This is a genomic window from Youhaiella tibetensis (assembly GCF_008000755.1).
Lineage (GTDB): Bacteria > Pseudomonadota > Alphaproteobacteria > Rhizobiales > Devosiaceae > Paradevosia > Paradevosia tibetensis.
Genome location: NZ_CP041690.1, coordinates 1560708 through 1584959 on the forward strand (window position 1 = coordinate 1560708; position 24252 = coordinate 1584959).

The 24252-nt window shown below is 65.6% G+C and carries 25 protein-coding genes; 18 read left to right on the forward strand and 7 right to left on the reverse strand.

The genetic code is table 11. The features are described from left to right. Positions 1-63: 63 nt before the first annotated feature. From FNA67_RS07525 to FNA67_RS07535, 3 genes are all read left to right on the forward strand, one after another. The gene (locus FNA67_RS07525; protein WP_308499092.1) at positions 64-780 is read left to right on the forward strand and encodes a helix-turn-helix domain-containing protein; all 717 of its coding nucleotides are present in this window, start codon (positions 64-66) and stop codon (positions 778-780) included. Positions 781-858: 78 nt separating this feature from the next. Beyond that, positions 859-1794: a hypothetical protein gene (locus tag FNA67_RS07530; RefSeq protein WP_147655584.1), complete on the forward strand. Its 936-nt coding sequence runs from the start codon at positions 859-861 to the stop codon at positions 1792-1794. A 33-nt stretch (positions 1795-1827) separates the two neighbouring features. Beyond that, positions 1828-3882 (forward strand): hypothetical protein, encoded by a 2055-nt coding sequence (locus FNA67_RS07535; RefSeq protein WP_147655585.1) that lies wholly within the window; start codon positions 1828-1830, stop codon positions 3880-3882. On the opposite strand, the gene FNA67_RS07540 is transcribed toward FNA67_RS07535, so the two are convergent. Genes FNA67_RS07540 through FNA67_RS07555 form a run of 4 tightly spaced genes read right to left on the reverse strand, consistent with a single transcriptional unit; the run spans position 3883 to position 7835 of the window. Further along, positions 3883-5007, reverse strand: coding sequence for a DmpA family aminopeptidase (locus FNA67_RS07540; RefSeq protein ID WP_244616522.1), 1125 nt, complete (start codon positions 5005-5007; stop codon positions 3883-3885). Positions 5008-5009: 2 nt separating this feature from the next. Further along, positions 5010-5840, reverse strand: coding sequence for an ABC transporter permease (locus FNA67_RS07545; RefSeq protein ID WP_147655587.1), 831 nt, complete (start codon positions 5838-5840; stop codon positions 5010-5012). 10 nt (positions 5841-5850) lie between these two features. After that, positions 5851-6750, reverse strand: a complete 900-nt coding sequence (locus tag FNA67_RS07550) for an ABC transporter permease (protein WP_049704611.1) — start codon at positions 6748-6750, stop codon at positions 5851-5853. Further along, positions 6747-7835 (reverse strand): ABC transporter ATP-binding protein, encoded by a 1089-nt coding sequence (locus FNA67_RS07555; RefSeq protein ID WP_147655588.1) that lies wholly within the window; start codon positions 7833-7835, stop codon positions 6747-6749. The genes FNA67_RS07550 and FNA67_RS07555 overlap by 4 nt, the downstream gene beginning before the upstream one ends. Before the next feature lie 144 nt (positions 7836-7979). Here FNA67_RS07555 and FNA67_RS07560 point away from each other — a divergent pair, with 144 nt between their 5' ends. The 5 genes from FNA67_RS07560 to FNA67_RS07580 all read left to right on the forward strand — a co-directional run bounded on the left by FNA67_RS07560 (position 7980) and on the right by FNA67_RS07580 (position 12671). Further along, positions 7980-9053, forward strand: coding sequence for a polyamine ABC transporter substrate-binding protein (locus tag FNA67_RS07560; RefSeq protein ID WP_049704613.1), 1074 nt, complete (start codon positions 7980-7982; stop codon positions 9051-9053). 57 nt (positions 9054-9110) lie between these two features. Then, the gene (locus FNA67_RS07565; RefSeq protein ID WP_147655589.1) at positions 9111-9968 is read left to right on the forward strand and encodes a MurR/RpiR family transcriptional regulator; all 858 of its coding nucleotides are present in this window, start codon (positions 9111-9113) and stop codon (positions 9966-9968) included. A 175-nt stretch (positions 9969-10143) separates the two neighbouring features. Further along, complete coding sequence (locus tag FNA67_RS07570) at positions 10144-10530, forward strand: SHOCT domain-containing protein (RefSeq protein ID WP_049704615.1); 387 nt, start codon at positions 10144-10146, stop codon at positions 10528-10530. A 116-nt stretch (positions 10531-10646) separates the two neighbouring features. Next, positions 10647-11777 carry an NAD(P)-binding domain-containing protein gene (locus tag FNA67_RS07575; RefSeq protein WP_147655590.1) on the forward strand — a complete coding sequence of 377 codons (1131 nt, stop codon included), beginning with the start codon at positions 10647-10649 and terminating at the stop codon, positions 11775-11777. Between the two features lie 198 nt (positions 11778-11975). Continuing rightward, complete coding sequence (locus tag FNA67_RS07580) at positions 11976-12671, forward strand: exopolysaccharide biosynthesis protein (protein WP_049704617.1); 696 nt, start codon at positions 11976-11978, stop codon at positions 12669-12671. On the opposite strand, the gene FNA67_RS22385 is transcribed toward FNA67_RS07580, so the two are convergent. Further along, positions 12668-12796 (reverse strand): hypothetical protein, encoded by a 129-nt coding sequence (locus tag FNA67_RS22385; RefSeq protein WP_280176982.1) that lies wholly within the window; start codon positions 12794-12796, stop codon positions 12668-12670. The genes FNA67_RS07580 and FNA67_RS22385 overlap by 4 nt on opposite strands. Before the next feature lie 126 nt (positions 12797-12922). Between FNA67_RS22385 and FNA67_RS07585 the strand changes: the two genes are divergently transcribed. Next, complete coding sequence (locus FNA67_RS07585; protein WP_147655591.1) at positions 12923-14176, forward strand: DUF763 domain-containing protein; 1254 nt, start codon at positions 12923-12925, stop codon at positions 14174-14176. Between the two features lie 9 nt (positions 14177-14185). Continuing rightward, the gene (locus tag FNA67_RS07590) at positions 14186-14542 is read left to right on the forward strand and encodes a DUF488 domain-containing protein (protein WP_147655592.1); all 357 of its coding nucleotides are present in this window, start codon (positions 14186-14188) and stop codon (positions 14540-14542) included. Here the strand turns inward: FNA67_RS07590 and FNA67_RS07595 are convergent. Continuing rightward, the gene (locus FNA67_RS07595; protein ID WP_147655593.1) at positions 14534-15538 is read right to left on the reverse strand and encodes a LacI family DNA-binding transcriptional regulator; all 1005 of its coding nucleotides are present in this window, start codon (positions 15536-15538) and stop codon (positions 14534-14536) included. The two genes, FNA67_RS07590 and FNA67_RS07595, sit on opposite strands and share 9 nt — an antisense overlap. A gap of 98 nt (positions 15539-15636) precedes the next feature. Here FNA67_RS07595 and FNA67_RS07600 point away from each other — a divergent pair, with 98 nt between their 5' ends. Further along, positions 15637-15849: a DUF4185 domain-containing protein gene (locus FNA67_RS07600; protein WP_147655594.1), complete on the forward strand. Its 213-nt coding sequence runs from the start codon at positions 15637-15639 to the stop codon at positions 15847-15849. Here the strand turns inward: FNA67_RS07600 and FNA67_RS07605 are convergent. Continuing rightward, entirely contained in the window at positions 15846-16841 is a 996-nt protein-coding gene (locus FNA67_RS07605) for a LacI family DNA-binding transcriptional regulator (protein WP_049704621.1), read from the reverse strand. The genes FNA67_RS07600 and FNA67_RS07605 overlap by 4 nt on opposite strands. 265 nt (positions 16842-17106) lie before the next feature. Between FNA67_RS07605 and FNA67_RS07610 the strand changes: the two genes are divergently transcribed. From FNA67_RS07610 to FNA67_RS07640, 7 genes are all read left to right on the forward strand, one after another. Next, positions 17107-17805, forward strand: coding sequence for a 6-phosphogluconolactonase (locus FNA67_RS07610; RefSeq protein ID WP_049707900.1), 699 nt, complete (start codon positions 17107-17109; stop codon positions 17803-17805). Further along, on the forward strand, positions 17798-18577 hold the full coding sequence (locus FNA67_RS07615; RefSeq protein WP_147655595.1) for a sugar isomerase domain-containing protein: 780 nt from the start codon (positions 17798-17800) through the stop codon (positions 18575-18577). The genes FNA67_RS07610 and FNA67_RS07615 overlap by 8 nt, the downstream gene beginning before the upstream one ends. After that, positions 18574-19725: an N-acetylglucosamine-6-phosphate deacetylase gene (locus tag FNA67_RS07620; protein ID WP_147655596.1), complete on the forward strand. Its 1152-nt coding sequence runs from the start codon at positions 18574-18576 to the stop codon at positions 19723-19725. The genes FNA67_RS07615 and FNA67_RS07620 overlap by 4 nt, the downstream gene beginning before the upstream one ends. Beyond that, positions 19722-20984 (forward strand): alkaline ceramidase, encoded by a 1263-nt coding sequence (locus FNA67_RS07625; RefSeq protein ID WP_147655597.1) that lies wholly within the window; start codon positions 19722-19724, stop codon positions 20982-20984. Before FNA67_RS07620 ends, FNA67_RS07625 begins: the two co-directional genes overlap by 4 nt. Before the next feature lie 146 nt (positions 20985-21130). Further along, the gene (locus FNA67_RS07630; RefSeq protein ID WP_244616525.1) at positions 21131-22408 is read left to right on the forward strand and encodes an ABC transporter substrate-binding protein; all 1278 of its coding nucleotides are present in this window, start codon (positions 21131-21133) and stop codon (positions 22406-22408) included. A gap of 74 nt (positions 22409-22482) precedes the next feature. Next, on the forward strand, positions 22483-23373 hold the full coding sequence (locus tag FNA67_RS07635; RefSeq protein ID WP_049704625.1) for a carbohydrate ABC transporter permease: 891 nt from the start codon (positions 22483-22485) through the stop codon (positions 23371-23373). Then, positions 23370-24251, forward strand: coding sequence for a carbohydrate ABC transporter permease (locus tag FNA67_RS07640; RefSeq protein ID WP_082201925.1), 882 nt, complete (start codon positions 23370-23372; stop codon positions 24249-24251). The genes FNA67_RS07635 and FNA67_RS07640 overlap by 4 nt, the downstream gene beginning before the upstream one ends. The last annotated feature ends 1 nt before the right edge of the window (position 24252 follow it).

Consider the following 24252-nt stretch of genomic DNA (forward strand, 5'->3'; position numbering starts at 1 on the left):
GAGACCGTAAGAGAAAGGAATAACATACACTTAGGAAAGGTGCTTCCGCACAAGCACGCTCAGATGGGCCAGATTACCTTCTGGACGAGCGGTCGCGGCGTCTATCGCATCGAAGACCAGGTCTGGGACTTTTCGGCGCCAACCGTCAGTTTCGTGCCGAGCAACGTCGTCCATGGTTTCACCATCGAACCCGGCACCGACGCCCTCGTCGTCTCGGTGGCCGACGGCATGCTCAAGGACCTCGCCGGACTGACCAATCTGCCGCTGGACGCCCCGGAATTCGTCGAGAAATCCGTGGAATCGACGGACTGGGATCGGCTTTCCTGCGTTCTTGAGATGATCGCGCAGGAATACCGGCAGGGCCACCGAAACGATAAAATTTTAATGAATCTCGTGGCTATCGCGCTCTCGCATATCGCCCGTCTTGGCGCCGACAGGCCTATTATCGCCCAATCCGCGAACCTGGCTCTCGCCCAGGCATTTCGTCGCCTCGTCGACGAGCAGTTTCGCGACAGCTGGCCACTGGATCGCTATGTCCAGACCCTGGGCACGACCCCGCACCTGCTCGACAAGGCCTCGCGCCAGATCCTGCGGATGTCGCCCAAGGAAGTCGTCCTCGAGCGCCGACTGCTGGAAGCCAAGCGACTGCTCCTCTTCACCATCCGCACGGTCGAGGACATCGCCTACGAGACCGGCTTCAAGGACGCCGCCTACTTTTCGCGGTTCTTCCGCTCCCGGGAGGGGGAGGCGCCAGCGGCATGGAGGCGCTCGCGGACCTGATCGTTCGCCGGGCCCATGGAGCCACTTATCGCCTCGATCGGGTTCCGCTATGGTCGGGCGCACATGGAGGAAGCAGGCGTGAGCGAGTTTGCGCGCGAATGGACGATCCCCGTCGCAACCGGATTGCGGTTCGAGGTGACCACCGCCTATGAGAGCCCCATCTTCGAGCAGTTCTTCACCGGCTATGATCGCGCCTTCATTCTTCCCTCAGAGAAAGAAGACACCGAGGGTTTCAGGGATTGCCTGGCCCTCAACCACGGCCCCGAGCACCAGCGGCTGCTTTCCCAGTTCGGGCCGTTCGTCGAACTGTGCATTGCCATCCGCGACGCCGAGAGCGGCGCCTTCATCGGCGGCGCCAACCTTCTGGCGGTTCTCTTTGCCGGGCTGGACGGCAGACCGGTGGTGACCTCGAACCTCAACTACGTCTATGTGGAAACGGCGGCGCGGGGGAAAGGCTACCTCAAGCGCATCATCGCCGGAATCTTCGAGCTGGTGAGTGGCCTGTTTCCGCAGGCGCGCGGCGCGGCGCCGCTGATCTTCATCGAGCAGAACGATCCCCTCAAGATGGACCCGGAGGCCTACCGAGCCGATACCGAGCATGCCGGCATCGACCAGTTCGACCGGCTGCTGGTCTGGGCCAAGGCAGGGGCCTGGCTCGTGGATTTTCCCTATATTCAGCCCGGGCTCTCGGAGGATCAGGGACCGGACGATACGCTGGTCTATGCCATCCTCTCCCCGCCCGGTCCCAGGCTCGACCCGGCGATCCTGGCCGGGCATCTCGAGCGGTTCTTCGCCATCTCGGTCCTCAAGGGCCGCGACGGGCGCGGGGAAGAGATCATCGCCAGCCAGGAGCGGGAGCTCAGGCGGCGCGCCGCCGAGCACGAGTTCATCCATTTGATTGATCCCAAACCCCTATTGGTTGAACTTGCCGGCCGGAGCGACCGGTGGTCCCATTGGCGGGAACGCCCTCTTTCTCTCATAGAGGCGGCTCGCGCCTACCAGCCTGCGGGCTGATCCGTTCGCGCGACTCCGCCGCGCGGAGGTTGCATGGAAGTCGCCGAGCGAGCCGACGCCAGCCCCCACAATGTCGTCGGGCAGGGGGGCTCGCTCTACTGGACGTTGTCCCTCCACCTCGAAAGCGATCGCTTGCTCTCGCAAACGCCGCGCCTGCACGCGCGTCTGGGCGGTGACCTGGTGGAAGAGGCCGGCAGTTCCTACGCCCAATCCTGCGTCCGCCGCCAGCGCGACAACCAGCTTCGCCTCTCGCGCAGCTACGGCACCGAGGTCGACAATGCCCTGAGCCTGCAGTTGCGCAACGCCATCGAGCCGATGTTCGAGGACGTGGCCGACCGTGAGCATCTCGGCGTGGTCGAGGATTACCTGCTTGCCATCGCCGCCACCCCAAAGAGTACCGAGGCGACCGATGCCCGCCCGGTAACCCTGCTGCTCGACGGCGACATCGGTTGGGAGACGGAAGGACGCACTTACGCCGCCCGGTTCGCGGACCAGGCCAGGACGCGTCTCGACGCAAACCTACGTCGCCTCTGGTATGTCCACAGCGACTGCAGCATCTCCTATCATCTCTCGTTCGCCATCGATCGCTACGAGCATCGCCCCGAGCACTTCTTTCTCATCTCCATGCTTCAGAAGCTGGCGGCGCCCAAGGAGTTCACCCTGGGCTCGCTCGCGTCCGACCGAATCGGCATCGTTGGTGCGTCCCCCAGCCTGCTGCCCTTCCGGGCCGTGCGTCTGAGCGATGGAAGCTCGGGCGAGCAGGGGCCGCTCTGGCAACAGGTGGCGCGCCTTTTCGAGAAGGATTTCGCCGACCTCTATAACGGCCTCGTGGGCGCGCCGCTCGGCAGCGCGGGCGAACCTTCCCCCGACCCCTGGACCGATGTATTGCGGCATGAGCCCTACGTGGCGGTGCCGGGGCTGGTCATGCCGGCGGCCCGGTCGATGTTCTACTTCGCCGACCGGCGGCTGCGCGACCTGCTGTTGCCGCGCAAGCGCAACGGGACGCCGCTCAGCCGGCTCGAACTGGTGCGCGAGGAGTTCTTCGACAGGGATCTCAAGGGCTTCCTCGCCGGACTGGAGAACGAGAAGCCGATAATGCTCGACCACCGGGTGTGGGACTGGCTCGACAATCACGGGACCGGTGCCATCGACACCGAGGGGCCGAAATTCGCCGGGATCGACCTTACCGAGCCGGGCAGTTCCTCGCTCGCCCTATGCCTTCTCTTCCTCGCCGGGTTCAACCAGAACGTCATCGACTTCCTCAACCAGGACGCCTCGGAAGTCCTCGACAGCCTCGATCCGGTTTATCCGTCGCGCGAGGAGGACATGAAGGAGGGCTTCTTCGCCCGCTTCGCCAACCCCAACTCGCTGATCTCCTATGTCGGCTCGATGCGCAGCCTGGAGTCGGGGCGCAGGTATATCGGCACCTGTCCCTATGCCTTCCTGATCCACGTGCTGACCATGCACAACGAGTTCCTGGCGCGCGGTTTCGAGCGGCGTTCGGATGGCACCGTGCGGGCGGTGCGGCGCGATATCTCCAACAAGGACTGGACGGCCGCCCTCGACAAGATTTCGGACTTCCGCCTTCGGGAGCAGGAGCGCTACCTGCTGCATCATTCCCATAACGTCTTCCGCTACGACACCGAACGCCTGGTTTTCGAAGCGCTCCAGAAGATCCGCGGGCTCGATCTCAAGCACGAGAAGGCCGAGAACGTGTTCGAGGCCGCAAAGTCCACCATTCGCGACGTCGAAGCCAAGAAGACCGCGAAGTACGAGAGCACGATCAGGACGCTGCTGGCGGGCATCGGCCTGCTGGCGACGTCCCAGGCGTTGTTCAACTGGTCCAACTGCGTGCAGACCACTCTGCCGAACGGCGGAACGTGCCCGCTCGGGAGCCTGATGCTTGAGTTGGACTGGCTGCACCCCGAGCGGGCGATCTCCACCCTCGGCGTCCTTTTGCTCATCGCCTTCATTGTCTGCGTGTTGGTGCTCGCGGTCTACCTGGTCACGGCCCTGCCGAGCCTCGGGCGAAAGTTGTGGCGCTGGCCGAGCAGCCGGAGGACGCAGGCGGGAAGCGAAGGCGAATAGTCAGCTCCGCCGCAGCCGGCCATATTGCTCCATGATCCGCACCAGATCTCCCGTGTCGATGGCTTCGACGCGGTAGCGGTCGTAGGGGCCGCCGCCTGCCGGTTCGGCCGCCACCATGGCATTGATGATCGCCTCGTCGGTCGCCTCGATGGCGGCGCCGTAGACGGCATCGATATGCTCGTCATTGAGCATGTCGAGGGTGAGCATCGCCGGCGCCCGATGCACCATCGGGCCTTTGTTCGCCGTCGAGAATGCCAGGAATATGTCGCCCGAATTGTTGCCCCCGACCGTGCCGTTGCGTCCGATGCCGATGGCGCCGCGCCGGGCCAGGCGGCGCAGCTGGTGCGGGGCCAGCGGCACGTCGGTGGCGATGGTGACGATGATCGAGCCGCGCTCGGTTTCGTGGATGGGCTCGACGCCATCGCGCATGTGTTCGCCCACCGGCACGCCACAGACGGTGAGCCAGGGGCGCTGGCCGTGATTGGCCTGTACGAGGACGCCGACCGTGAAGTCACGGCCATCCAGCGTTATGCGGCGCGAGGCGGTGCCTGTGCCGGCCTTGAAGCCATAGGCGATCATGCCGGTGCCCCCGCCCACCACGCCTTCGGCCACCGGGCCGGTGTGGGCGGCATCGAGGGCCGCGAGCACGTCTTCCTCCGTCACCGGCAGGCCGTTGATGTCGTTGAGGGCGCCGTCATAGGTCTCGGCTACCACCGGCATGATCCAGAGGTGGTCGCCGCGCGAATAGGTGTCCGCGTAGCGCCGCAGCATCCATTTGACCGCGCCGTGATGGGCGATGCCGACGGCGTGGGTATTGGTGATCAGCACGGGGCCAAGGAAATAGCCGCCATCCTCGATCCAATGGGTGCCTGTCATCTCCCCGTTGCCATTGAAGCGGTGGAGGCCGGCATAGACGGGCACCGGCTCCGCATCGGCGGCATGGGGGATGATCGCCGTGACCCCGGTGCGAACGGGCATCGTGCGGCCCGGCCGCGGCGCCTCCTCGCGCAGCGTGCGCAGGCCGACGGCGATGCCGGCGACATCGGTGATGGCGTTGAGCGGGCCGGGCGTTCCGGCGAAGGGCAGGCCGAGATCGCGGGCGCGCGGCTTTTGGGTCTTGAGCATTTTCATTTCTGCCGGGAGCGGAAGTAGAGGCCGAGCGAGGCGACCACGAACGAGAAGGTCAGCATCATGACGGCAATGGCGTTGATCTCGGGCTTTATGCCTCGCCGCAGCATGGCGAAGATGAAGAGGGGCAGCGTGGTGATGTCGACGCCCGAGATGAAGTAGGTGATGACCAGGTCGTCCATCGAGATGATGAAGGCAAGGAGCGCGCCGCCCAGCACGCCCGGCATCAACTGGGGCAGCACCACCTTGCGGAACGTCGTCCACTCGTTGGCGCCGAGATCCGCCGATGCGTTCTCGAGCGTGCGGTCCATTCCCGCGAGGCGCGCCGAGACCACGATGAAGACGTAGGAAATCAGGAACGTGCACTGGCCGATGATGATGGTGACCAGCCCCAGATGCGCCCCGATGGCCACGAAGAAGATGAGGAGCGCGATGCCCAGGACGATATCGGGCATGAGCATGGGCGCGAACAGCAGCACCCGGTAGAAGCTCTTGCCGAAGAAGTAGTAGCGGTGGATGGCGATGGCGAGGGCCGTGCCAAGGACGGTGGCGATTGCCGTGGTGGAGGCGGCGATGACCAGGCTGTTGCGCACCGCGGCCAGCAACTGGTCGGTGGATTCGAGATAGAGCGCGTTCTCGCTGATCTTGGTCTTGAACCCCAGGACCTGCAGGTACCAGTCGGTGGTGAAGCCCGACCAGGTCATCATGTTGATGGGGTTGGCGTTGAACGAATAGACCACGATCAGCGCCAGCGGCAGGTAGATGAAGCCGAAGAAGATGATGGTGTAGAGGGCGAGGCTGCCGCGGCCGAGGGTTCTTGCGATGCGCATGGCCGCCTCCCTAGAGTCCAAGCGCCGGATCGCTGCCGCGCCGGCCTTCGGTGAGCACGTAGATGAAGAGCGCCACCAGCATCGCGGCCATCACCAGCATGGCGAGCGCCGAGCCGAACGGCCAGTTGCGGGCAGCCAGGAACTGCTGCTCGATGAGATTGCCCAGCATGAGCACCTTGGCCCCACCCAGCACCTCGGGCACCACGAAATTGCCCAGCGCCGGGATGAAGACGATGATCGCGCCGCCGATGACTCCTGGCAGGGTGAGCGGAAAGATGACGCGCAGGAACGTGCGGACCGGCCCCGCCCCCAGGTCCTGGGAGGCGCGCACCAGGGCCCAGTCGAGCTTTTCCACGCTTGCATAGATGGGCAGGAACATGAACGGCACGTAGATGTAGACCATCCCCACGATGATGGCGCCGTCCGTGTAGATCATGTCGAGCGGGCGATCGATGAGGTGGAGATCGAGTAGCACCTCGTTGATGAGGCCCGTCTGGCGCAGCAGCAGCACCCAGACGAAGAGGCGCACGATCAGGCTGGTGAAGAACGGCAGCGCGATGAGAAAGAGGCAGAAGTTCTTCCACCGCTCGGGCAGGCGCGCCACCTGGAACGCGGCGGGATAGCAGACGAGGAAAGTGCACAGCACCGTCAGCGCCGCGATGCGCACCGAGCGCCAGAAGATGGCGAGATAGACCGGATCGAACTCCTCGAACATCGGATCGGCGAACCCGAGGATGCGGCCGAAATTGTGCGGGTAGAACTCCCACTCGGCCCCGCCATAGAGCCCGGGCATGAGAAAGCTCATCACCATCATGATGACGAGCGGCACGACGAAAAAGGCAATGAGGAAGAGGGTCGCCGGCGTCAGCAGCACGCCCAGTTCCAGCCTCTGGCGCGAGCGGGCGCTCATTCGGCCGCCTCGGGCGTGGCGATGAGGTGGACGCTGGCGGGATCGTAGTAAAGCCGCGCCTTGCGGCTCGCTTCGATGGCGCCGACCTGCTGGCGCCCGCTGGCGGGCACCAAGGCGGTGAGCTTGCGGCCGCCAGCAGTGTGGCCGAGCAGCTCGAACGAGGAGCCGACGAACACCACCTGGTCGACATCGATGTCGAGGCTGGGCTGGTCGTTGGCCGCCACCAGCGAGAACTGCTCGGGCCGGATGAGCGCGGTCACCGCCGCGTTGGTCGCTGCCGGGCGGTTGCTCTGGATGGCGATGCCATCCTGCGTGATCACACGGTTGCCGTCCCGGCTGCCCTCGAAGAGGTTGCTGGCGCCCACGAACGTGGCAACGAACGTAGTGGCCGGCTCGTCATAGACCGCGCGCGGCGTCCCCAGTTGCTGGATCTGGCCGGCATTGAGCACGGCCACGCGATCGGACATGGTCAGCGCCTCCTCCTGGTCGTGGGTGACGAAGACGAAGGAGATGCCCAGTTCGTGCTGGAGCGTCTTGAGCTCGATCCGCATGGCTTCGCGCAGGTTCTTGTCGAGGGCCGAAAGCGGCTCGTCGAGCAGGAGCAGCTTGGGGCGGGCGATGATGGCGCGCGCGAGCGCCACACGCTGCTGCTGGCCGCCCGACAACTGGCGTGGCCGCCGGTTTTCCAACCCCTTGAGCCCCACCATCTCGAGCGCCTCGGCCACCCGCTTGCGACGTTCTGCCGACGGAACCCCGGCGATTTCAAGGGCGTAGCCGGTATTGTCGCCCACGCTCATATGCGGGAACAGCGCGTAGTTCTGGAACACCGTGTTGACCGGCCTGCGATGCGGCGGCACGTCGGTGACGTCCTTGCCATCGATGAGGATGCGCCCCTTTTCGAGGTCGATGAAACCGGAGATGGCCTGGAGCAGGGTGGTCTTGCCGCAACCGGATGGTCCCAGCAGCGTCAGGAACTCGTTGCGGCTGACCTCGAGATCGATTCCGCGCAGCGCATAGATGCGGTGCCCCTCGGGCACCGGGAAACTGCGCGTCGCGTTCTCCAGCGTGACGATCTGGTCCGACATCTCGATTTTTCGCCCCCTCGGCGGAAATGTTATCGAAATAACTCTTGTGCCATTGCGATATCTGGATTTCATTCTTGCGGGGAAGTCAACGGCCCTGAGGGAAAAAGGGTGGTGATTTCACGCAAGGGAAAAGGGGAAATCGCGATGACAACGCGCACGACTACCGGGACGTCCGCTCTCAAGCGCCTGGCGCGCGGCCTGCTGATCGGAACGGCAGCCGCTCTCAGCTTTGCCGGGGCCGCCCTGGCCGACGGCGAACTCAACGTCTTCAACTGGGGCGAATACATCAATCCGGAGGTCCTCAAGGCCTTCGAGGCCGAAACCGGCATCAAGGTGAACCTGTCCACCTATTCGTCCAACGAGGAAATGCTGGCCAAGGTCCAGGGCGGCGCGACCGGCTACGACATCGTGTTCCCGTCCGTCTGGATGCAGGACATCATGGCCAAGCTCGACCTGCTCGAGAAGACCGACATCAATCAGTACGAGGGCTTCAAGAACATCGACCCGAACTTCCTGCGCGCCAAGAGCGACCCGAAGGGCGAATACTGCCTGCCCTACGCGTGGGGCACGGTGGGCATCGTCTACAACAAGAAGGTACTGGGCAAGGACATCACGGGCTGGAAGGACCTGCTGGCCACCGTCAAGGAAAAGGGCCTCAAGATCGGGCTGCTCGACGACATGCGCGAGGTCATCAGCGTCGGGCTGATCCTCAACGGCAAGAGCGTCAACACGACCGACCCGAACGACCTGGCACAGGCGGCCGATACGGTGATTGCCATGAAGCCGGACGTCGCAGCCTTCAGCTACGACACCCGCCCCATGGTGATGGCGGGCGAACTGGCCGCGGCCCATGCCTTCGTCGGCGCCATGATCGACGTCTTCGCCAATCCCGAGCTCGAGGGCTACGTGATCCCCGAGGAAGGCGCCACGATGTACCAGGAGGACATCTGCGTCCTCAAGACGTCGCCGAACAAGGAAAACGCCAAGAAATTCCTCGAGTTCTACACCAAGCCCGAGATTGTCGCGCTCAATATCGCCCAGCAGACCAACGGCACCGCGAACGTTCCGGCGCGCACCATGACGCCGCCCCAGATCGCCCAGAGCCAGGAGATCAATCCGCCCGAGGACGTGATGAAGCGGCTCCAGATCTTCGAGGACCTCGGCCAGGCCGTCCGCCTCTACGATCGGACGTGGACCAAGATCAAAACCGCCGAATAGGCTTGACCCGACCGGTCCGGGCCTTAAGGCTCGGGCCGGACCAGTGCGGGGTAGGGGATGTCGAAGGCCATTCTGGAGCGCCTGCGCAGCGACAAGCTGCGCCAGTCCAATTCGGACAAGCTCATCGCCAACTACATGGAACGCAACATCGCCGAGCTGCCGTTCGAGACGGCGCGCTCGATCGCGGGGCGCGTGGGCGTGAGCCCGATGACGGTGGGACGCTACCTGCGCCGGCTGGGCTTTGACGGACTGGACGAACTCAAGGCCGAGCTGCGGCGCGGTGGGACGGGTTCCAATCCCGCCTGGCAGGTCAAGGGCCAGATGGAACGGCTGCAGGCCGACATCAAGGAGGGCAAGCTCCTGGCCGGCCTTATCCAGCAGCAGATGGACAATCTCGGCCAGATTTACGAGCTGACCGTCGCCCCCGAGTGGCAAAGGGCGGTCGAGACGCTGGTCAGCGCCAGCGAGGTCTACGTCGCCGCCTACCAGAACGTGCGTGGCATCGCGCAATACTTTGCGGCCCAGCTCTCCTATTCGCGCTCGCGCGTGACCTTTTCGGATGGGCTGAACGGCACCTATGCGGAAATCCTCGACGGATCGGTGCCGGGCCGGTGCCTGTTCCTTTTCGACGTGCGGCGCTTCGCCTACAAGGCCCGGCCGCTCGCCGAAGCCGCCCGCAAGGCCGGCGTGACCGTGATCTTCATGACCGACGAGTTCTGCCCCTGGGCCAGCGAAGTCAGCGACATTCCGCTGGTCTTGCCCGGTGCCCACGGGCCACTCTGGGACGGGGCGGCGGCGCTCACGGCGGTCATGGACCTGCTGATCAGCAATGTCGTGGTGGAAATCGGCCATAGCGCCAGCGAGCGCGTCGACCGGCTCACCCAGTTGCAGGACCAGTTCGGCGACTTCGAATAGCGCGCCCAGGCGCCCCGCAAAATTCTTGGACGCATTGCGTAGTCCTGAGACGGCGTGCCAATCGCGACAATCGCCCCCTTCGCTATACTCCTGACGCTACTCGGTAAATGGCAGGCCGCCGCCAGAGGGCTTGCGGTGACCATGCGGGTACTGGCTGAGCAACGGAGTTAACTCGATGTCGTTTTCCTCGTCCTTCTGGGAATATTTGTGGCTGATCGTCTCCACCTTCTTCTTCATCGCGTACCTGGTGGTGCTGTTCCAGATCATTATCGATCTCTTCCGTGACCGCTCCCTTGGCGGCCTCGCCAAGGCGATCTGGGTCATCTTCCTGATCGTCTTCCCGCTCATCACGGCGCTGGTCTACCTGATCGTGCGCGGGGGCGGCATGGCCGACCGGCAGAACCAACAGGTCAACGAAGCACGCCAGGAGGCGGACGCCTACATCAAGCGCGTGGCCGGCACCAACGCCGCCGACCAGATCGCCAGCGCCAAGGCGCTGCTCGACAAGGGCACGATCACCCAAGCCGAGTTCGAAAAGCTCAAGGCTAAAGCCCTGGCCTGATTGCAAGCTGTTCGACCTCTGCACAACCGGAGGCCGCCCGCCACGGCCTCCGGTTGCACAATTGCGATGCGTCCACCGCACTGGCGGATGGAACCGGGCATCACTACCTTGGGCCCATGCGCCCGAACCCCGATCTTCTCCCCGCACCCGCCAGCGGCATCGCCATCAAGACCGAGATCGTGGTCATCGGCGCGGGGCAGGCGGGGCTTTCCTCGGCCTACCACCTGCGCAAGCGCGGGCTCGAGCCGGGGCGCGGCTTCATCGTTCTCGACCAGTCCCCGCAGGCGGGCGGCGCCTGGCAGTTCCGCTGGCCCTCGCTGACGCTGAGCACGGTCAACCGCATCCACGACCTGCCGGGACTCTCGTTCGCCGACACCATCGATACCGCCGAAACCCAGGTCGAGGCGGCCGTGGCGGTGCCAAGGTATTTCGCCGCCTATGAGCAGGCTTTCGATCTGCGGGTGTATCGCCCGGTCAAGGTCGTGGCGGTCTGCGAGCGCGCCGGCCGGCTGCGGGTCGAGACGGATCGCGGCAACTTTTCGGCCCGCGGCATCATCAACGCCACCGGCACCTGGGAGACCCCGTTCATCCCGGATTACCCCGGCCGCGACCGGTTCAGGGGCCGCCAGCTTCACACCAGGGATTACCGCACCGCCGACGAGTTCGCCGGCCAGCACGTGGTAATCGTGGGCGCCGGCATTTCGGCTATCCAGCTTCTCAACGAGATATCGGGGGTGACCTCGACCACCTGGGTGACGCGCCGCGAGCCCGTCTTCCGGGACGGCAGCTTCACCGAAGAGGATGGACGGGCCGCCGTTGCCATGGTCGAGGAGAGGGTGAGGCACGGACTACCCCCCAACTCGGTGGTCTCGGTGACCGGCCTGCGCAACACCCCCGCCATCGAGGCCATGCGGGCGAGGGGCGTGCTCAAGCGGCTGCCGATGTTCGCGGAAATCACTAAAGACGGCGTACGCTGGGCCGATGGCGCCTTCCAGCGCGCGGACGTCATCCTCTGGTGCACCGGCTTCCGCTCCTCGCTCGACCATTTGGCGCCGCTGATGCTGCGCGAACCCAGTGGCGGCATCACCATGACCGGTCGACTGGCGACCCAGGTCCTCAAGGATCCGCGCGTGCACCTGGTCGGCTACGGCCCCTCCGCCTCCACCATCGGCGCCAACCGCGCCGGCAGCGCGGCAGCGGCGGAACTGATGGGTTGGCTGGGGCTTCCCGAGGCCGCGCCACATTGAGACACCGGGCCAACAACACGGACGCCGAGCCAATCGCGGCGCGGGGGAAGCGGGGTAGTGTCGGCGGGTCAGGCGTGAGTGGGACGGTTCGGTGCAGTATCGCGGCGGTGAGCAAAGGGCACGGAGACCATCGGTTCCACCTCCGTACCCCATCGACGCGATAAGCCGTTCCGCGCGTTGCCGAATGGGGCGCGACCGATGAGTACGCATTCCGCGTTCTCCGGTGCCGCCGCGCCTGGCGCACCCGGCCCGGCGGGGTCCCCCCTCGAAACCATCGTCTACGACGTGCTGGCGCGCCTGCAGGCGGTGGCCGAAAAACCCGATGCCCGGATCACCTGCAACAGCCTGATCGAACTGCTCGGGCCCAAGTCGCACGTGCTGGCGATCATGATCTTCTCGGTGCTCAATCTCCTGCCGGGGCCGCCGGGCTATAGCGTCGTGATCGGGCTGGCCATCATGGCCTTCGCCGTCATGATGCTGGCCGGCGCACAGATCCGGCTCTGGGCCTTCGTCGGCGACCGCAGGCTGCCGCTCGGGCTCATGCTCAAGCTGCTCGAGTTCCTCGCCAGGTTCACCCGCATCATCTCCCGCCTGTCGAGACCGCGCATCACCTGGATGGCCTCACGCCCCGTGATGCCGTTCATCGCCGTCTTCGCGTTCCTCATGGGCGTGTTCATGCTGGTGCCGATTCCGTTCACGAACACGCTCCCGTCGCTCGGACTGGCCATCATCTGCGTGGGCATCCTCAACAAGGACGGGCTGGCGATGCTCATGGGCATCGTCATCGGCCTCATCGGAGCCTGGCTGCTGGCCTTCTGCCTGTGGATAGTGTTCGTCGTCGGCATCGCGGTCGGCGAGGCGGTGGTCGAGGAAGTCGAACAGCTCCACTTCTAGAAGTGGTGGTCGATCGGCTTCTGCTCGAGACCGCGGGTCTGGAGCATGCCCCAGCCGATGAAGGACAACAGCAGCACGAAAACGATGATAACGCCGGTGAGATACCAGGCTTCGGTCGGGGTCATTCCTGCCTCCTTGAAAAGGCGCGCCCTCATTTGTCCGTAACGGGCGCCGGGCCCGCTTCGTTCCTGCACTAGCTTTGTTCTCTTTTTGTGCTAACCTCGGGCGATATCTATCGAGGACTTTTCGGCATGGCCCAGCGGGCTGGCAGCGCGGACCTTCCATTGCACCACGGGCACGTGCCGCGCTGGCTGAGCCAGCGCATGGCGCGGCTGGGGGCGGTGGTAACCCAGGCGATCGTCCATGAATACGGGCGCGACGAGTTCCTGCGGCGTCTGTCCCACCCCTTCTGGTTCCAGTCCTTCGGGGCGGTGATGGGGATGGATTGGCATTCCTCGGGCATCACCACCAGCGTCATCGGGGCGCTCAAGCGCGGCCTCGCCCCGCTCGAGGGCGAACTGGGCCTGCATGTCTGCGGCGGCCGTGGCAAGCACTCGCGCGAAACGCCGGGCGAACTCATTCGCATCGGCCAGCGCAAGGGCTTCGATGGCGAGCAACTGGCCCGGTCGAGCCGGCTCGTCGCCAAGGTCGACAGCGCCGCCGTGCAGGATGGGTTCGACCTTTACCTCCACGGGTTCATCGTTGCCGATGACGGCAAGTGGGTGGTGGTGCAGCAGGGCATGAAGGGCGATGCCCGCCAGGCGCGGCGCTACCATTGGCTGTCCGAGGGGCTCGAGAGCTTTCTCGATGATCCGCACGCGGCCATCGACGGCAAGCGGCAGGGCAACATCGTCAACCTGGCGGATCACCGCGCGCAGGCTTCGCGGCGGGCGCAGGTGGAAATGCTCGGCTCGCTCGGGCCGGACGGTATCGTGGCCGAGGTCGGGCGCATCGAAGGGCGGCCTGTGGAAGCCGAGGCGCCGGCCCAGCCCATGCTGCCGCACCTGGTGATGCCCGAGCACCACGACGTGCGGCCCAAGGACGTGATGCTGCGCCGCCTGCACGGCGCGCTTGCGGCTGCCGCCGACACGGCGCCCGGCGATTTCACCGAGCTGCTGCTGGTGCCCGGCGTGGGTGCGCGCACGGTCAAGTCGCTGGCGATGGTGGCCGAGGTGATCCATGGCGCGCCGCATCGCTTCGCCGATCCCGCACGCTTCTCGATGGCGCACGGCGGCAAGGACGGTCATCCGTTCCCGGTGCCGCTCAAAGTCTATGACGAGACCATCAAGGTGCTCAAATCCGCCGTCGGCAAGGCGCGGCTGGGCAACGAGGAGGAAATGGCGGCGATCCGCCGGCTCGACGCGCAGGCGCGGCGCCTCGAAGGCACGGCAACCGGGCCTTCGCTCGACGCCTTCATCGCCGAGGAACGCCGGCTCTCCCCGCTCTATGGCGGACGGACGGTGATGGACGATGTGTCTCCCAATCGGGCCAGGAAGGGCGCGTGAGGAGGGGCGTTGGCGGGCATCATCACCACCAGACGAGTCTACGATCCGGCCGAAGCCGGCGACGGCTTGCGCGTTCTGGTGGACCGCCTCTGGCCGCGCGGCCTGCGCAAGGAAGATGCCCGTCTCGACCACTGGCTGCGCGTTGTGGCGCCCTCGAACGAGTTGCGAAAATGGTTCGGCCACGACCCGGCGCGATGGGAGGAATTCAAGCGGCGCTACGCGGAGGAGCTTGCGGGCAATCCCGCGCTGGCCGACCTCGAGAACCTGGTTCGGCAGGGCCACGTGACGCTGCTCTACGGGGCCCATGACCGGGACCACAACCAGGCCGTGGCGCTGGCCGCCTATCTGCGCTCGCGCTCAGGCTGAATCGAGGGCGTGGAGGACGCAGGGCACGGTTTCCGAGCGCGGCGGCCCGTCATACTTGCGCTCGATGCGTTCGAGCAGCATGGCAATGGCCCGCTCCGCCAGCGTCGAGATCGGAGCGCCGACCCGCGTCAGGCGCGGCCGGACATATTCGAACTGCGGATCGTCGCCGAACACGGCGACCGCGATGTCGGACGGCACCGCGACGCCGCGATCATAGAGCTCTGCGAGCCCACCCGAGGCCATCAGGTAGTTGGAAAAGAAGATCGCGCTCGGCCGTTCGCCTGCCGGCTTTGCAAGAACCCACTCCACCGCCGCCTGACCGGAGGGCGGTAGGTAGGAGCCCTCGAAGCGCAGGTCCACCGGCGTTTCCACGCCGTTGTCGCGCAGTCCCTGCTCGAAGCCGGCCGCGCGCGACATTGCTTCCTTGAAGGCCGAAGGTCCGGTGACGAGCGCGACGCGCTTGTGGCCCTTGGCGGCGAGGTAGGCCCCCATCTGGTAGCCACCGCCGAAATCGTCGATCTCGACACTGTCGACCGCCTTGCTGGGCAGGTGGCCGATAAAGGCGGCCGGCATGTCCAGATCAGCCAGCGCATCGTGCATGCCGTGCAGGGCGAAGTCGCCGATGATCACGCCATCGACCCGCTTATGCGAGATCTGCCGCAGGTAGTCGCGCACGTGCTCGGTGGAATGGCCGCCCGGTACATCGGTGTTGAGGATGAGGGTGTCGATCCCCGCTTCCTCGAGCGCCAGCTGCGCGGTCTTGACCAGGTGCGTGTAGAAGGGGTTGCGGATGTCCGGAATAAGGGTGGCGACGACATTGGTGCGCCCTGTGCGAAGGCTCTTGGCCTGGGGGTTAGGCACATAACCAAGCTCGGCGATCGCCGCCTCGACGCGCTCGCGCAGCGGCTTGGAAACGCGGTCCGCATGATTGAGCACGTGGGACACCGTGGTCCGCGACACGCCTGCTCGCTGGGCAACTTTGAGGATTGTCGTCATAGCAAGCTCGTAGCACCCCCGGGAACGGCGCGCAAACGATGCTAACGTTGTCGCTGAATTGATTTGTGAATTGATTTGCAAATGCATTCTTGCTTGTTATGGTCACACTGTTTCGCGAAGTGGCATCAGACCGCAGGCGAGGCGATCCGTGGGGAGAAGCGATCGAGCTGGTGAGCGGCGAGGACTATGCCCAGATCTACGGCGCGTTCATGACCCCGTCCTGGATCTCGGCGGACGGCCGCAGCTTCTATTTCGTCATGAGCCAGTTCGGGCCCTACAACGCCTATGTGATGAAGGCGACGCTGCGCTAGCGGGGTGCGGGCCCCGTGGTCTCGCGCACCACTACGTGGGTTTCCAGCATGTAGCGCACGTCGCGGATGGCGCCGTTGTTGAGCATGTCCATAAGGAGGGAGAAGGCAGCCTTGCCGGCCTCGACCGAACGGTTCGAGACCGTGGTCAGCGGCGGATAGGTTGCCGCCCCCAGGACGTCGTCGCACCCGACGACGCTGAAGGCTTGGGGGACCTTGAGACCCGCTTCGCTCAGCCCGGCGAGAATGCCCTGCGCCATGAGGTCATCGAAGGCGACGACGGCGGTGGCGCCGGACTTGATAATGGCGGGGACCGCGTCGCGTCCGGCCTGGAACGAAGGCACGGTGGCGGCGATCGTCTGCACCTGGAGCCCGAGCGCGGTGGCCGACTTGCGGACGGCGGAGCGGCGCTGCGCATTGGACCAGGAACTGGAGGGGCCCGAGACGTAGACCAGCGACTTGTGGCCAAGCTCGGCGAGGTGCGCGACGGCCTCGCTGACGCCCGAGCCGCTGTCGATGAGAATGCGGGGGATTCCTTCCACATCGCGGTTGATGAGCACGAGCGGGCGCAGCGCGGCATGGGCGCGGATATGGTCGTCCGAAAGGCGCGAGGAGGCGAGGATCAGGCCCTCGACCTGGCCGGAAAAGCGGCCGACGAGCTTGTCTTCCTGCTTGGCCTTCTCGTCGGAATTGCCCAGGAAGACGCAGAAATCGAAGCGATCGGCCTCCATCTGCGCGGCGCGGATGAGGGGAGGGAAGAAGGGGTTGGCGACGTCCGGGACGATCAGCGCCACATTGCCGTGCCGCCCGGTCGAAAGGGCGCGCGCCGTATGGTTGGGCACGTAGCCCAGTTCGTCCGCGACCTGGAGAATGCGCTGCACCGTCTGCGGGCTGAGCATGTCGGGCTTGGTGAAAGCACGCGAAACGCTCGAACGGGCGACTCCGGCGGCCTTGGCCACCTGGCTGATCGTCACTCCGTCCCGACGTTCGGTCATCGTCGCCCCACGATTCGATAGATTTCGCCCACGAAATCCGGCGGCAACAAAGCATGGCGGGAGAACCGCCGCAACAGCTTGACATGCAACCGGTTGCATTAAATAGTCCATGCACGTTTCCGACGCCAGGGGCCAGCGCGGCCCGCAAGGCGTCTTTCGCATACTGGAGTTGGTTTTGAGCTCGACTGTCGCCACCCGCCCCCAGAACCAGGCCCTTCGCCGCGTGGAGCGGCTGAAAGTCCTGAGCTTTCCGACCCGAGGGGAGATGGGCGCCGCCGGCGCGCGCGACGTCGCGGCGGCCCTGATCGAGCGCCTGGCCGCGCAGCCCGAAGTGCGCATGATCTTTGCGGCGGCCCCGAGCCAGGCCGACATGCTCGCGGCGCTTTGCGCCGTACCCGGGATCGACTGGACCCGCGTCACCGCCTTCCACATGGACGAGTATATCGGGCTGCCTGCCGGCGCTCCCGAGCGCTTTGCGAGCTGGCTGGATGCTCATGTCTTCTCGCGCCTGCCGTTCAAGGCGGTGCATCGCATCGTGCCGGAGCCCGATGCCGAGGCGGAAGTGGCGCGCTACGCGGCCCTTCTCAACGAAGCCCCGATCGACTTCATCTGCCTGGGGATCGGCGTCAACGGACACATCGCCTTCAACGACCCGCCGGTGGCCGACTTCAACGATCCGCTCGACGTCAAGGTCGTGGTTCTGGACGATATCTGCCGCCAGCAGCAGGTCGATGACGACTGCTTCGAGCGCTTCGAGGATGTGCCCGAGCGCGCGGTGACGCTGACCATCCCGCGCCTGCTGCGCGCCGGAAGGCTCTTCTGCGTGGTGCCCGGCAGCGCCAAGCGCGCCGCAGTCGAAGCGACCCTGCGCGGTCCTGTCACAACCGATTGCCCGGCAAGCATCTTGCGCCAGCACCCCGATTGCACGCTTTACCTGGATGCGGAGTCCGATCCTGATGCCTGAGACCAAGACCATCGACGCAGATGCGCTCTGCGCCGCCTATTTCGGGGAAACCCAAGCGATCATGCAGCGCATCCTGGGCGAGGAGCGTGATGGGCTCGACCGCGCCGCTGCGCGCCTTGCCGACCAGATCGCCGCCGACCGGCTGGTCTACATCTTCGGGCCCGGCGGGCACTCGAACCTGGCCTCCCAGGAAGTCTTCTTCCGAGCCGGCGGGCTGATGCATGTAAGCGCGATCCTGGACGAGGGCACGCTGCTCTCGAACGGGGCCCTGCGCTCGATGGCCATCGAGCGCACGCCCGGCTACGGCAAGGTCGTCATTACCGACCAGCGGCTGGGCGAGGGCGACCTCCTCATTCTCGTCAACGCCTACGGCATCAACGCGGCGTTGATCGACGCCGCGCTCGAGGCCAAGCGTCGCGGTGTCTTCGTCATCGGCGTCAGTTCGCGCGAGCACGCCTCCAACACCTCGCCCGACCACCCGGCGCGCCATCCGACCAAGCACAACCTCCACGAAATCGTGGATATCGCCATCGACACCAAGGTGCCGATCGGCGATGCGGTGGTGCGCGTGCCGGGCATGAGCCAGGACATCGCCGCCATCTCGACTTTCGCCAACGCCTTCGCGCTCAACTGCCTGGTGATCCGCACCGTGGCCAAGCTCGTCGAACGCGGCATCGAGCCGCCCGTCTGGCGCAGCGGCAATGCGCCGGGCGGCGACGAAGCCAACGGGCGGTTCATCGCGCGCTTCCATGATCGGGTTCGCGCGCTGTGACGAACTCGCTCGCCATAACCGGGCGCGACCCGGCCACCGGCAACGGCCTCAGGGTCACGATCGCCGACGGCCTCTTCGTCGCGGTCGAGGCCACGGCGGAGGTCGGCGAGGCCTGGCTGGCGCCGGGCCTGGTCGACCTGCAGATCAACGGTTATGGCGGGCTCGATCTCAATCTGGGCGAGATCACTGACGAGCTGATGCTCGACCTCTGCCGGCGCATGGCCGGCATCGGGGTCACCACGTTTCTCCCCACACTCATAACGGCCTCGGAGGCATCGATAGTCTCTGCGCTCCGGGCCATTGCCGCGGCACGTGCAGCCCTCCCAATCGTCAGGCACATGGTGCCCGGCGTGCACGTCGAGGGGCCGTCGATCTCTCCCGTCGATGGTCCCCGCGGCGCCCATCCCCTCGAGCACGTGCGCGCGCCTTCCCTGGCCGAGTTCGAGCGCTGGCAGGCGGCCAGCGGCAATCTCGTGTCCATGGTGACGCTCTCGCCCGAATATGCCGAGGCACCAGCCTATATCGCGGCGCTGGCAGGGCAGGGCGTCCATGTCGCCATCGGCCACACGGCGGCTTCGCCTGACGAGGTCCATGCTGCCGCAGACGCCGGCGCGGTGCTCTCGACCCATCTGGGCAATGGCGCGGCTTCGACCTTGCCCCGCCACCCCAATTTCATCTGGGCCCAGCTCGCAGACGACCGGCTGACGGCCAGCTTCATCGCCGACGGCCATCACCTGCCGGCCGACACTTTCAAGGCCATGCTGCGCGCCAAATCGCTCGACCGCGCCGTACTGGTTTCCGATACCGTGGCCCTGGCGGGTATGCCGGCAGGCATCTATGAGCAGGTCATCGGTGGCACGGTCGAGGTTTCGGACGAGGGCCGGATCGGCATCGCGGGCACGCCTTATCTCGCCGGCGCCGGCCTGCCGCTGTGCGCCAACGTGGCGATCGCCGCCGACATGGCCGACCTGTCGCTGGCTGACGCCCTGCGCCTTGCTACCAGCAATCCCGGGCGGTTTGCCGCCAATCGCGGGCGGCTCGAGGTCGGCGCGCCGGCCGACCTGATCACGTTCGACTGGCAGCCGGGAGCGCGGCGGCTTGGTATTAGGGATGTCTGGGTTGCAGGCGAAAGGATCGTGTCGGCATGATCCGCGCGGGCGCAGCCATCGTCGACATCACCCCGCCGGCAGGGCTGCTGCTTTCCGGCTTCGCGGCGCGTAGCGAACCGGCGATCGGCGCGCACGATCCGCTGACGGTACGGGCCGTGGCGGTCAATGACACGGCCATCGTCGTGGCGGACGTCATCGGCCTGCACGGCGAGATGACCGCGCGGGTGCGCAGGTCTTGCTCGCTTCCGGACGACAACGTCATCATCGCGGCCCTGCACAATCACGGTGGGCCGGTTTCGATGCGGGGAAGGCTCAGCCTCGCCGCCGATCCGGATTACCTGGCGCGCCTGGAAGCGGCTTGCGTCGAGGCCATCGACCGGGCGGTTGCAAACCAGCGTCCGGCTAGGCTTTTCGCCGGATTGGGCAACGATCCCGACGTGGCGCGCAACCGGCGCCATGCCGGCGGAACCGTCGATCCGGCGGTGCCGGTGCTCCGCATTCGCGATGTCGATGGCGCCATGATCGCGGTAGTGGCGTCCTATGCCTGCCACCCGGTGGTGCTGGGTGCGGACAACAGATTGTGGACGGCGGACTACCCGCATTTCGTGCGCCGCGACATCGAGGCGGCCTGTCCGGGGGCGGTTGCGCTGTTCGTGACGGGCTGCACGGGCGACGCCAATACGGGCCATTCCGCGCATGCTTCGGTGAGCCTGGCGGCCAATTCTGAGCGGACTTTTGCCAATTCTGAACGAATCGGCGGCCGCATCGCCGCCGCTGCCCTGGCAGCGCCCGAAAGGGAGCTGGGGCAGGAAGTCGACGCCTCCAACGAGGAGGTCGTGCTGACCTTCGAGCGGCGCGAGGCGAGGAGCCCCGAGGAGCTTGCGGCAGAATGGCGCAACGAACGCGAGAGTGCCGGTCCCGCGCGCTCGGCGCTGCTGGGACACTGGATCGAGTGGGCGCAAACCACGGCACGCGAACCGCTCAGGCCGATGGTGGAACGCGTGACGGTTCTCAACTGGGGCGGCCTGCCGATCGTGGGCCTGCCGGGCGAGATCTTTGCGGAAACCGCGCTCCACATCAGGGCGCAGCTTCCCGCCGATCTCCCCGCGATCATTGCCGATTTCGCCGAGGATAACCCCGGCTACATCTCGCCCGCCTCCGAATACTCGTTCGGCGGCTACGAGGTGGACGAAGCGCATCGCTATTACGGACAGCCGGCCGGTTTCGCCGCCGGCTCCGCCGAAGCACTGGCGGGCGCCGCCATTGCACTATTGGCCACCCAGGGCCTCACCAAGTGAAAACCTGGGGACACGAAACCCGCGGAACGCTTGACGCGCAACCGGTTGCATGCAAGCTTTTGCGGGCTCAATGAAGCACCGCGTCAATAAAGGGGAACGGGATGACTATTGCGGTCGATACGCACGCTAAAACTTTCAAGAGGGGATTGGCCAAGGCCGCTCTGCTGGGCTCCGTGCTCGGCGCCGGGTTCTTTGCCGGTTTGTCCGCAGCCTCCGCGCAGACGATCACCGTCTGGAGCGGCTATCCGGAAATGGCGCCGTTCTACGAGCACGTCGCCGAGGGCATGAAGGCCAGCCACCCTGACCTCACGGTCAAGGTCGAAGCCATTGCCCTGCGCGAGCACGAAAAGCGCATCGCCCTGGGCCTGACCTCGGGTTCGGCCGGTCCGCTCGTCATCGAGCTGCCGGGTTCCACCGCCAGCCGCTACATCGAGAACGAGCTGCTGCCGGCCGCGCCCGATGACGTGGCGGCGTTCGTCAAGGACCCGGCCAATTTCGGCCCGTTCTTCATCGATGCGGTCAGCAAGGACGGCACCGTCTACGGCGTGCCGCTGTTCCGCGGGCAGGGCTCGCTGTTCTATAACACCGACATGTTCAAGGCGGCCGGCCTGACCGAGCCCCCCAAGACCATGGAAGAGTACACCCAGTACGCCGAAAAGCTCACCCAGCGTGACGCCAACGGCAACCCGACCGTCTCGGGCTGGTCCATGCGCCTTTCGGGCGGCGGCCAGGGCATTGCCGAGAAATTCTGGATCAACCTCTTCCAGTACGGCGGCAACGTGCTGGTGCAGGACGCCAACGGCAAGTGGAAGGCCGACTACGCCAACGAGGCGGGCCGCAAGGCGCTCAAGCAGTATCTTGAGAACGTCCACGTCGCCAAGACCGTGACCCCGGAAATGCCGGCGGACGCGGAGGCCTTCGAGCGCGGCCAGACGGCCATGTTCATCCGTGAATCCTGGGTGATCGGCGATATCGCCGCCAAGGCCCCGGACCTCAACTACGCCACCGCCCCGCTGCCGCGCGGCTCGATCGCGCTGCCGACCAACCTTTACGTCTCGGCGGAAGGCGACGACGCCAAGGTTGCCTGGGAGTTCACCGAGGCTGCCAACTCGCCGGAAAACCTGGTCTGGCTGCTCCAGAACGTCGGCTGGCTTCCGAACCGCTCGGGCGTCGACTATTCGGTGGTGACCGACAAGGTTCCGGCCTTCGGCGCCTTCGTCAACTACCCCGAGGGCTATGAGTTCTTCACGCTCCCGGCCATCGGCCCGATCGAGGAAGTGCTCACCCGCCTCGCCGCGCAGCTGACGAACGCCTTCGGCAACGCCTCGCTGGCCAACGACGATGCGGCCATCGACGCCTTCCTCAAGACGGCGGCCGACGAGACCAACCAGATCCTCGCTCGCGAAGATCTGCTGGCGCAGTAAGCTCAGGGTCCAACGGATCAAGTTCAAGCTTCGGGGCGGTTCGCCGCCCCGGAGACGGTTTTCAAGGGGGCCCCATGCTGACGCGCAAACGATGGATCTTCGCGATGCTCGCGATCCTGCCGACCCTGGCGATCTTCGCCTGGGTGCGCATGTATCCGATCGCCGACACCCTCAGGCTTAGCCTCCACAAGTGGGACATCCTCTCCAAGAAGAAGCCGTTCATCGGCCTGGCCAATTTCCAGGAGCTGATGGGTGACAGGCTCTTCCAGGAAGCGTTGCTCAACACCACGATCATCGCGTTCGGCGTGCTGATCATCACCATTCCCAGCGCCATGGTCATCGCGGCGCTCATCTTCCACCGCACGCGCTCCCGCTTCGCTGGTTTCTACGAGACGGCGGTGTTCATCCCCCATGTGGTTTCCCTGGTGCCGGCCGCCATGGCCTGGAAGTGGATTTTCGACGCTCGCCTTGGGCCGCTCAACGCCTTCCTCGGCCTCTTCGGCATCCAACCGCAGGCCTGGCTCTTCGATCCCGTGCTCTCGGTGGTCTGCGTCATCGTGCTCTGCTCCTGGCAGGCGCTCGGCTACGCGGTGCTGATCTATATCGTCGGTTTCAAGAGCCTGCCGGTTTCCCTCTACGAAGCTGCAAAGCTCGACGGCGCCTCCGGCCCGCAATCGTTCTGGTTCCTCTCGATCCCGATGCTCAAGCCGATCACGCTCTACGTTTCGGTTGTGACGCTGGTCTCCGGGTTCAACGTTTACGCCCAGGCCTTCGTGCTGGCGTCGGACGCCCAGGGCGCACCGGGCCGCCAGGTGCGCGTGCTGGTGCTCGACATGCTCGAGAACAGCTTCCGCAACTACCGCGTCGGCTACGCCGCTTCCGAGGCCGTGGTGCTGCTGGCCATCGTGCTGGTGCTCACACTCATTCAATTCACCCTGCTGCGTGAGAAGGGGGGCCGGTCATGAGCGAGGCGGTCAGCGAGATTGTAGCCGAGACCAACGAAGGGGCCCGCCTGCGCTTCAAGAAGCGTGCGGTGGATCGCCTGATCGACCTGGTTCTGCTGGTGTTTTCGATCCTGATGATCCTGCCGCTGGTGTTCCTCGTCTCCAACGCCTTCAAGACGCCGGCGGAGATGCTGGCCTGGCCGCCGACGATCATCCCCGCCGATCCCACGCTCGACAATTTCAAATCGGTGCTGGGCGAGACGCCGCTGCTGCGCTGGATCGCCAACAGCCTGCTGTTCGCCGGGCTCTCGACACTCGCCATCCTCGCGACCTCGGCGATCGCCGGCTACATCCTGGGCAAGTTCCGCTATCGTACGCTCAACGTGATCTTCGCGCTCTTCCTCGCCACCGCCGTGGTGCCGTTCGAAGTCTACATGATCCCGCTCTATTTCCAGGCGCAGAGCCTAGGCATCCTCAACACCACCTGGGGCCTGCTGCTGGGCTACCTGGTCATGAGCTTCGGCATCTTCCTCATCCGCCAGAACGTCATCCACTCCATTCCCGACGAGTTGCTCGAGGCCGCGCGGATCGACGGCGCCGGGGAACTCTGGATCTTCTGGCGCATCGTGCTGCCGCTGCTGCGTGGCGCGCTCGGCGCCCTGGGCGTCCTGGCCTTCTTCCAGGCCTGGACCGCCTTCGCCTGGCCGATGATCGTCACCACGACGCGCGAAAGCTATACGATCGAGGTCGGGCTCGCGCTCTTCCAGACCGGCTTCACCGTCGACCTCGGTCGCCTCAGCGCGGCCTCGGCCGCGGTGCTGGTGCCCTCGGTGACGCTCTTTATCCTGCTGCGCCGCAACTTCGTCCAAGGCATCGCCTCCACGGGGCTCAAGGAGTGAG